The following is an 8,267-nucleotide window of genomic DNA, read 5'->3' as shown; positions in this document are numbered from 1 at the left end:
CCGTCACCCGCGATGTGGTGCAACACCACCAGCAGGACCGACTCCCCCGGCCCCTCCTCGAACAGCCACGCCCGCAACGGCAGATCCACCGTCACGTCGAACGAACAGCCCGCGGCCTCCGCCAGACCCCCCGACCCGGCCACCACCGTCAGCAGGTCACCCACCTCCGCCAACGGCACCACCCGCTGGAACGGCACACCGTCCACCTCCGGGAACACCGTCCGCAGACTCTCGTGCCGCCCCACCACATCCCGCAGCGCCGAGCCCAGCGCCACCACATCCACCACACCCGACAGCCGCAGCCCGATCGGAATGTTGTACGTCGAACCCGCATCCTCGAAACGGTTCAGGAACCACAACCGCTGCTGCGCGAACGACAACGGCACCACGGCAGGACGCTCCCCTCCCCGCAGCGCGCTGCGGGCCTCCTCTGCGGCGCCGATCCGCTCGGCGAGCGCGGCGACGGCCGACGCCTCGAACACCGTCCTGATCGCCAGCTCGACGCCGAACTCGGCCCGGATACGGCTGACCAGCTTCGTCACCAGCAGCGAGTGGCCGCCCAGGGCGAAGAAGTCGTCCTCGACGCCGACCCCGCCCAGGCCCAGCACCTCGGCGTACAGCTCGCAGAGCGCCCGCTCGGTCTTGGTACGCGGCTCCCGGCCCGCCGAGACCCATTCGGGCGCCGGCTGCGGGAGGCTGCGCCGGTCGAGCTTGCCGTGCGCCGTGAGCGGGAGCGCATCCAGCAGGACGAACGCCGAGGGCACCATGTAGTCGGGCAGCGCCAGCGCCGCATGCTTGCGCAGCACGTCGGTGGCCGGTTCGGCCTGTCCGGGCGCGGGCACCACGTACGCGACCAGGCGGCGGTCCCCGGGGGTGTCCTCGCGGACGATCACCACGGCCTCGCGCACCTCGGGATGGGCCGCCACCGCGGCCTGGATCTCGCCCAGCTCGATCCGGTAACCACGGATCTTCACCTGGTCGTCCGCCCGACCGACCGACTGCAGACTGCCGTCCGGCAACCGCCGCGCCAGGTCACCCGAACGGTAGAGCCGGGAGCCCGGCGCGCCGTACGGGTTCGGCACGAACCGCTCGGCGGTCAGCTCCGGCCGGTTCAGGTAGCAGCGGGCGACACCGCGGCCGCTGACATGGATCTCGCCGACCACCCCGACCGGCACCAACCGCCCATGGGCGTCCAGCAGATGCACCCCCAGATCCGGCAGCGGCGCACCGATCGGACTGACGGACGGCGCCGCGAGGTCGGCCCCGGTGAGCCGGTGGAAGGTGGTGTGCACCGTCGTCTCGGTGATGCCGTACATGTTGATCAGCGCCGGCGCGTCCAACCCGAGCCGATCCGTCCACGGCTTGAGGTCGCCCGGCTCCAGCTTCTCACCGCCGAACACCACATGCCGCAGGGCGAGTTCATCGATCCGCCGGTCCCCGGCGCCGGCCAGCCCGACCAGCGAGCGGAACGCCGACGGCGTCTGGCTCAGCATCGTCACCCGCTCGGCGACCAGCAGATCGAGGAACTCCTCCGGCGAACGCGCGGTGTCGAACGGCACCACCACCACCCGGCCGCCGAACAGCAGCGCCCCCCACAACTCCCAGACCGAGAAGTCGAACGCGTACGAGTGGAACAGCGACCACACATCGTCCGAGGAGAACCCGAACAGCCCCTGCGTCGCCGCGAACAGACCCACCACGCTGGCGTGCGACAGCGCCACACCCTTCGGCCGGCCGGTCGAACCCGAGGTGTAGATCACGTACACCGTGTGCTCCGGCACCACGGCTGCACCGAGGTCCGCCGCGGGCAGCCCGGCGATCTCCGCCGCGGCCTCCTCCAGCACCACCGCCGGCCCCTCGAACACCGAGGCCACCAGCCCGGCGAACGCCGACTGCGTCACGACACCGGCCAGCGCCGCGTCCGAGGCCATGAAGGCCAGCCGCTCCGCCGGGTAGGCCGGATCCAACGGCACGTACGCCCCGCCGGCCTTGACCACCGCCAGCAGCGACACCACCAGGTCGAATCCGCGCTCCAGGCAGACGCCGACCAGCGACTCCGGGCCCACACCCGCGGCGCGCAGGTGCCGCGCCAGCCGGTTCGCCCGCGCGTTCAGCTCCCCGTAGGACAGCGACGCGCCGTCGAAGGAGACCGCCACCGCGTCCGGTGCCAGCGCCGCCCGGCGCTCGAACAGCTGGTGCAGGCAGCCCACCGCCGACGGCTCCGACGGCAGACCCGCGATCGGCCGGTCCACCACGGCCAGCTCCGCCGCGTCCAGCAGGTCGACCGCGCTCAGCGGGCCGTCCGGAGCGGCCACCACGGCCGCCAGCAGGCGCTGGAACCGGGTGACCACCGCCTCCGCGGTGCTCGGGTCGAAGAGTTCGGCCGCGTACTCCACGCTGCCGTCGAGGCCGGCTCCCGCCCGGTCGGAGAAGCCGAAGGCCAGGTCGAACTTGGCCCGGTCGCCGATCGCCGCCACCGGCTCCACCCGGACGCCCGGCAGCTCGATGCCGCCCGCCACCGCACCGTCGTCGAAGGTCAGCATCACCTGGAACAGCGGGTGCCGGTGCATCGAACGCGCCGGGTTGAGCACCTCCACCAGCCGCTCGAACGGCACGTCCTGGTGCGCGAACGCCGCCAGATCCGCATCCCGCACCCGACCCACCAACTCACGGAACGACGGATCCCCCGACACATCCGTCCGCAACACCAGCGTGTTCACGAAGAACCCCACCAGCTCGTCCAAGGCCGGGTCGGCCCGACCCGCCACCGGTGTGCCCAGCGGGATGTCCGAACCGGCGCCCAGCCGCGACAGCAACGCCGCCACCGCCGCCTGCACCACCATGAACACCGTCGCCCCGCACTCCCGCGCCAGCGCAGCCATGCCGGCGAACACCGCGTCGTCCAGCCGGAACTGGACCAGCCCACCGACGCCGTCGGGGGCGCCCGCCCGCATCCGGTCGACCGGGAGCGGCAGTTCGGCCGGCAGGTCGGCCAGCGTCGCCCGCCAGAAGTCCAGCTGCCGGGCGATCAGGCTCCCGGGGTCGTGCTCCTCGCCCAGCAGCTCCCGCTGCCAGAGCGTGTAGTCCGCGTACTGGACCGGGAGTTCCTCCCACTCCGGTGCCCCGCCGGCGGCCCGGGCCGCATAGGCGGTGCCCAGGTCCCGGGCGAACGGCGCCAGCGACCAGCCGTCACCCGCGATGTGGTGCAACACCACCAGCAGGACCGACTCCCCCGGCCCCTCCTCGAACAGCCACGCCCGCAACGGCAGATCCACCGTCACATCGAACGAACAGCCCGCGGCCTCCGCCAGACCCTCCGGCCCCGCCACCACCGTCAGCAGGTCACCCACCTCCGCCAACGGCACCACCCGCTGGAACGGCACCCCCTCGACCTCGGGGAACACCGTCCGCAGGCTCTCGTGCCGCCCCACCACGTCCCGCAGCGCCGAACCCAGCGCCACCACATCCACCACACCCGACAGCCGCAGCCCGATCGGGATGTTGTAGGTCGAACCCGCGCCTTCGAGTCGGTTCAGGAACCAGAGACGCTGCTGGGCGAACGACAGCGGGATCACGAGGTCTCCTCCGGGCGGGCCATCCGGCGCAGCTTGGGCCGGGCCGGGCCGGTCTCGGCCCGGGCGGCGTCGGCGAGCCGCTCGGCGAGGGCCGCGACGGTGGGGGCGGCGAAGAAGGCGTCGATGGCGAGTTCGGCGTCCAGCAGCGCACGGATCCGGCCGATCAGCCGGATGACCAGCAGGGAGTGGCCGCCGAGCTCGATGAAGCTGTCGTCGATGGAGACCTGCTCCACCCCGAGCAGCTCGCTGAACAGCCCGGTGAGGGTCTCCTCCAGCGGGGTGCGCGGCGCCCGGCCGGTGCCCGCGGTGCTTCCGGCGGGGCCGGGGGCGGGCAGGGCGCCCCGGTCGAGCTTGCCGTTCGGGGTGAGCGGGAACCCGTCCAGCGGCACCAGCGCCGAGGGCACCATGTAGTCCGGGAGTTCGGCCGCCAGATGGGCACGGACCGCGTCGGCGTCGAAGGTGTGCACCGCTCCCGCCGGGACCACGTACGCGACCAGGCGGACGTCGCCGGGCCGGTCCTCGCGGGCGAGGACGGCGCACCGGGCGACGGCCGGGTGGGCACCGAGCACGGCCTCGATCTCGCCGGGCTCGATCCGGTAGCCGCGCAGCTTGACCTGGGTGTCGGCGCGGCCGCGGTAGTCGACGTCGCCGTCGGGCAGCACGGTGCCGATGTCGCCGGTACGGTACATCCGGGATCCGGGCGGACCGTACGGGTCGGGCAGGAAGCGCTCGGCGGTCAGGTCGGGCAGGTCGGTGTAGCCGCGGGCCACGCCGACGCCGCCGACGTGGATCTCGCCCGCCGTACCGGCCGGGACCTGGCGCAGGTCCGCGTCCAGGACGTACATCGTGGTGCCGGTGATCGGCCGCCCGATCGGGACGGAGTCCGGCTGCGGGCCGGTGGCGACGAAGGCCGCGTTGGCGACGGTCGCCTCGGTCGGGCCGTACTCGTTGACGAACCGGATCCCGGTGTCGCCGGCCAGGTCCAGCCAGGCGTTCACCAGCCGGCCGGGGAAGAGCTCGCCGCCGACGCTCAGCAGGCCGGCCAGCCCGGCGAGTTCGTCCCCGGAGAGCTGCTGGAGCAGCACCTCCAGGTGGGCGGGGGTCAGCTTGACGAAGCTGTACGGGCCGCCGTCGGCCAGGTGCTTGCCGAGGTCGGCGGGCTCCAGGTCGGCGGGCAGCAGGTGCACGGTCTGCCCGGAGAGCAGCGGGGTGTAGATGGCGGGCACCACCAGGTCGAAGGCGACCGAGGAGAAGACCGGGGCGCCGCCGGTGCCCCGGGAGGCGTACTCCTCGACCGTCCAGGCCAGGTAGTTGGCGAGACCGCGGTGGGTGACCTCGACCCCCTTGGGGCGGCCGGTGGTGCCGGAGGTGTAGATGACGTACGCGAGGGTGTCGGGGTCGACCCGGACCTCGGGAGCGGCGGTGGGCTGCCCGGCCAGCGCGTCGCGGTCGACCAGCAGCCAGTTCCGCTGGTCGAGGCCGGTGAGCCGGCCGGCGAGCGCGGGGTGGGTGACCACCACGTCGGCGTGCGACTCCTGGATCACCCGCTCCAGCCGGGCGGTCGGGAAGGCCGGGTCGAGCGGGACGTAGGCGCCGCCGGCCTTCCAGACGCCGAGCAGGGCGGCGATCAGGTCGGGTCCGCGGTCCAGCAGGACGGCGACCCGGGACTCGGCGCGGACGCCGAGGGCGAGCAGCCGGTGCGCGAACTGGTTGGCCCGGGCGTTCAGCCGGGCGTAGGAGAGCTTGCCCTCGGCGGAGACCAGCGCGGTGGCGATCGGGGTGCTGGCGGCCTGCCGTTCGAACAGGGCGACGGTGGTGCCGGCCGGCTCCTGGCCGGCGGTCGGCAGCCCGGGCTGCCGCGACTGCGGCTGCTGGACGGCGGCGGTGCCGGTGCGGGCGTCTCCGTCGAGGTTGTTGACCATGTCGCGCAGAACCTCTCGGTACATGTCGGCCAGCCGCTCGGCGTTGGCCCGGCTGATGGTGTGGGTGTCGGTGGAGAGCACGATGCCCCGGCCGGAGGCGATCACGTTGAGGCCGATCTCGTTGGGCGTCTCGCCGATCCCGAGGTCGCCGTCGACAGCGGCGTCGGTGGCGTGGAAGTCCAGGTAGCTGAAGGAGATCTGGATGAGCCCGGTGCGGCCGCTCCCGCGCTGGATGGCCGGCAGCGGGTAGCGCCGGTGCGGCCAGATCTCGGCCTCCCGGTCGAGCACCTGGCGGATCAGCTCGCGCCAGGTGGCGGCGCCGCGTTCGGCGGCGAACGGGACGGTGTTCAGGTGCATGCCGTACACGTGCTCGGCGCCGGGGACCTCGGGGCGGCCGTGGCCGACCAGTCCGGTGAAGAACCGGCGGGCGGGCGTGAAGCCGCTCATCACCTTGACGTGCGCGGCCAGCAGGACGCTCTTCACCGAGGCCCGGGCGGCGGTGGCGACGGCTGCGACGCCCTCGGCCAGGTCGTCCAGCAGGATCCAGGTCTGGAAGGACTCCCGCGGGGTGCCGGGTGCCTCCCCCCAGTGCGCCGGGAGGGCGACCGGGGTGTGCTCGGCGACGATCCGCTGCCAGTAGGCCCGGTCCTCCGCCGATTCCAGCGCGGCCAGCTCGGCGGCGATGAAGTCGGCGTACCGGACCTCGGTGCGGCCCGCGGCGGGTGGCTGCTCGCCGTCGCGGAGCGCCCGGTAGCAGGCGATCAGCTCCATCACCAGGGCGTTGTGGCTCCAGCCCTCCAGGATGACGTGCGACTCGGTCAGCGTGAGCCACCAGCCGTCGCGGCCGGTGTGCGAGAAGACCCGCAGCAGCGGAAGGTCGTCCGCGCCGAACAGCGCCGCGCGCTCGGCGGCGATGAAGGCCCGGACGGCCGCCTCGGCGCCGGCCTCGTCCGGCTCGGAGAGCTCCTCGTCGCGGTACGGGATCTCCGCGCTGCGGTGGACGATCTGGAGCGGGACGGAGTACCGCGAGATGTCCACCGAGGTGCGCAGGATCTCGTGCCGCTCGGCCATCAGGGCGACCGCGGCGCGCAGCGCCCCGGTGTCGAGCGGCCGGTCGTCGTTGATCCGGAAGCAGGTGACGTTGTGGTACCGGGCGCGCTCGCGGTCGGCGAGCATCTCCACCAGCATGCCGAGCTGGAGCTGCCCGAGCGGATAGGCGTCGGTGGCGTCGGCGGGCAGCGCGGCCCGGTCGGCGGCGGAGATCAGCGCGAACGGTTCGACCGGCTCGACCGGCCCTGTCCCGTCCGGGCTCCGGGAGTCGACCAGCGCGGCCAGCGCCGCGACGGTGGCGTGCTGGTACACCTCGCCGGCGGTGACCGGGAAGCCCGCCGCGCGCAGGGCGCCGATCAGCGCGAGCACCCGGATCGAGTCCCCGCCGAGGTCGAAGAAGGCGTCCTCGACGCCGATCCCGTCCCGGCCGAGCACCTCGCCCCAGATCGCCGCCAGCCGTGCCTCGGTCGCGGTGCGGGGCGCCACCAGTTCCCGGGCGGCGGCCATGGCGGTCCGCTCCGGCGCCGGCAGCGCGCGCCGGTCCAGCTTGGAGGTCGAGGTCAGCGGGATGGCGGGCAGTTCGACGAAGGCCGCGGGCACCATGTACGGGGCGAGGGTGGTGCCGAGCAGCGCGTGCAGCTCCGCCCCGCTGGTGGGCCGGCCGGGCTCGGCGGTCCAGTAGGCCACCAGCTCCTTCTGACCCGGGCTGTCCTCGCGGACCACGACCACGGCCTCGCGGACCCCGGGGTGAGCCGCCACCGCGGCCTGGATCTCGCCCAGTTCGATCCGGTAGCCGCGGATCTTCACCTGGTCGTCCGCCCGGCCGACGAATTCGAGCGTGCCGTCCGCCCGGCGCCGCGCCAGGTCGCCGGAGCGGTAGAGCCGGGAGCCCGGCGCGCCGTACGGGTTCGGCACGAACCGCTCGGCGGTCAGCTCCGGCCGGTTCAGGTAGCAGCGGGCGACACCGCGGCCGCTGACGTGGATCTCGCCGACCACCCCGACCGGCACCAACCGCCCATGGGCGTCCAGCAGATGCACCCCGAGGTCGGGCAGCGGCCCGCCGGCCGGGCTCAGCGCGGGCCGGGCCAGGTCGGCCGCGGTGAGGCGGTGATGGGTGACATGGACGGTGGTCTCGGTGATGCCGTACATGTTGATCAGCGCAGGCGCGTCCAACCCGAGCCGGTCCGTCCACGGCTTGAGGTCGCCCAGCTCCAGCTTCTCACCGCCGAACACCACATGCCGCAGGGCGAGTTCACCGATCCGCCGGTCCCCGGCGCCGGCCAGGCCGACCAGCGAGCGGAACGCCGACGGCGTCTGGTTCAGCACGGTCACCCGCTCGGTGACCAGCAGATCGAGGAACTCCTCCGGCGAACGCGCGGTGTCGAACGGCACCACCACCACCCGGCCGCCGAACAGCAGCGCCCCCCACAGCTCCCAGACCGAGAAGTCGAACGCGTACGAGTGGAACAGCGACCACACATCGTCCGAGGAGAACCCGAACAGCCCCTGCGTCGCTGCGAACAGTCCCACCACGCTCCGGTGCGACAGCGCCACACCCTTCGGCCGGCCGGTGGAGCCGGAGGTGTAGATCACGTAGATGGCGTTGTCGGGGGTGGTGACCGGCTCCAGGTCGTGGCCGGGCAACGCGGCCAGGCCCTCGGCCAGCTCCTCGACCACCAGCACCGGCCCCTCGAACACCGAACCCGCCAACCCCGCGTGC

2 protein-coding genes are annotated in these 8,267 nt (G+C 73.5%); both read right to left on the bottom strand.

Going from position 1 to position 8,267, the window contains the following annotated elements; translation table 11 throughout:
* On the bottom strand, positions 1-3,575 hold a 3,575-nt coding region (locus tag AB0K43_RS30870), incomplete at its 3' end, for an amino acid adenylation domain-containing protein (protein ID WP_363645635.1).
* Positions 3,572-8,245, bottom strand: a complete 4,674-nt coding sequence (locus tag AB0K43_RS30865; protein WP_363645633.1) for an amino acid adenylation domain-containing protein — start codon at positions 8,243-8,245, stop codon at positions 3,572-3,574. The genes AB0K43_RS30870 and AB0K43_RS30865, both read right to left, overlap by 4 nt.
* Between the last annotated feature and the right edge of the window lie 22 nt (positions 8,246-8,267).

It is taken from the genome of Kitasatospora sp. NPDC049258 (assembly GCF_040678895.1).
In the GTDB taxonomy this organism is placed as follows: domain Bacteria; phylum Actinomycetota; class Actinomycetes; order Streptomycetales; family Streptomycetaceae; genus Kitasatospora.
Note: the sequence above shows the minus strand (reverse complement) of the source record. Positions and strands in the feature narration are given on the sequence as shown.